Origin of the sequence: Streptomyces sp. P17, assembly GCF_032436805.1 — a bacterium.
In the GTDB taxonomy this organism is placed as follows: Bacteria; Actinomycetota; Actinomycetes; order Streptomycetales; family Streptomycetaceae; genus Streptomyces.
In genome coordinates this window covers 1-579 of record NZ_JAVRBF010000257.1, presented here as the reverse complement: position 1 = coordinate 579, position 579 = coordinate 1, and the positions used below count along the sequence as shown (strand labels likewise).

Below are 579 nucleotides of genomic sequence, written 5' to 3'. Positions count from 1 at the left end.
GGGATCTCCCCGCGTGAGGCGCTGGCGATGGATCCGCAGCAGCGGCTGCTGCTGGAGACGTCGTGGGAGGTGCTGGAACGTGCGGGTCTGAACCCGCAGGCGCTGAAGGGGAGTTCGACGGGAGTGTTCGTCGGCGCCTCCACCTCCGCCTACATCCCCGACATGGACAACCCGCCGGAGAACGTCGAGGGGTACACCCTCACAGGCAATCTGGCGAGCATCCTGTCGGGCCGGGTGTCCTACTGCTTCGGTTTCGAGGGGCCCGCGGTGTCGGTGGACACGGCCTGCTCGTCCTCGCTGGTGGCGCTGCACCTGGCCATGCAGGCGCTGCGGCGGGGCGAGTGCTCGCTGGCGCTGGCGGGCGGCGTGACCGTCCTCGCCAGCCCGGCCGCGCTCACCGAGTTCTCGCGGCAGCGGGGTCTGGCACAGGACGGGCGGTGCAAGCCGTTCTCGGCCGACGCCGACGGCTTCAGCGCAGGCGAGGGCATCGGTCTCCTCGCGCTGGAGCGGTTGTCGGATGCGCGGCGCAATGGGCACAGGGTGCTGGGTGTGGTGCGGGGTTCGGCGGTGAACCAGGAC

The 579-nt window shown here is 71.0% G+C and carries 1 protein-coding gene; it reads left to right on the top strand.

What is annotated here, in order from left to right:
- Positions 1 to 579 (top strand): polyketide synthase (locus tag RMT89_RS40720; protein WP_315888792.1); only part of this gene is annotated, 579 nt, incomplete at both ends.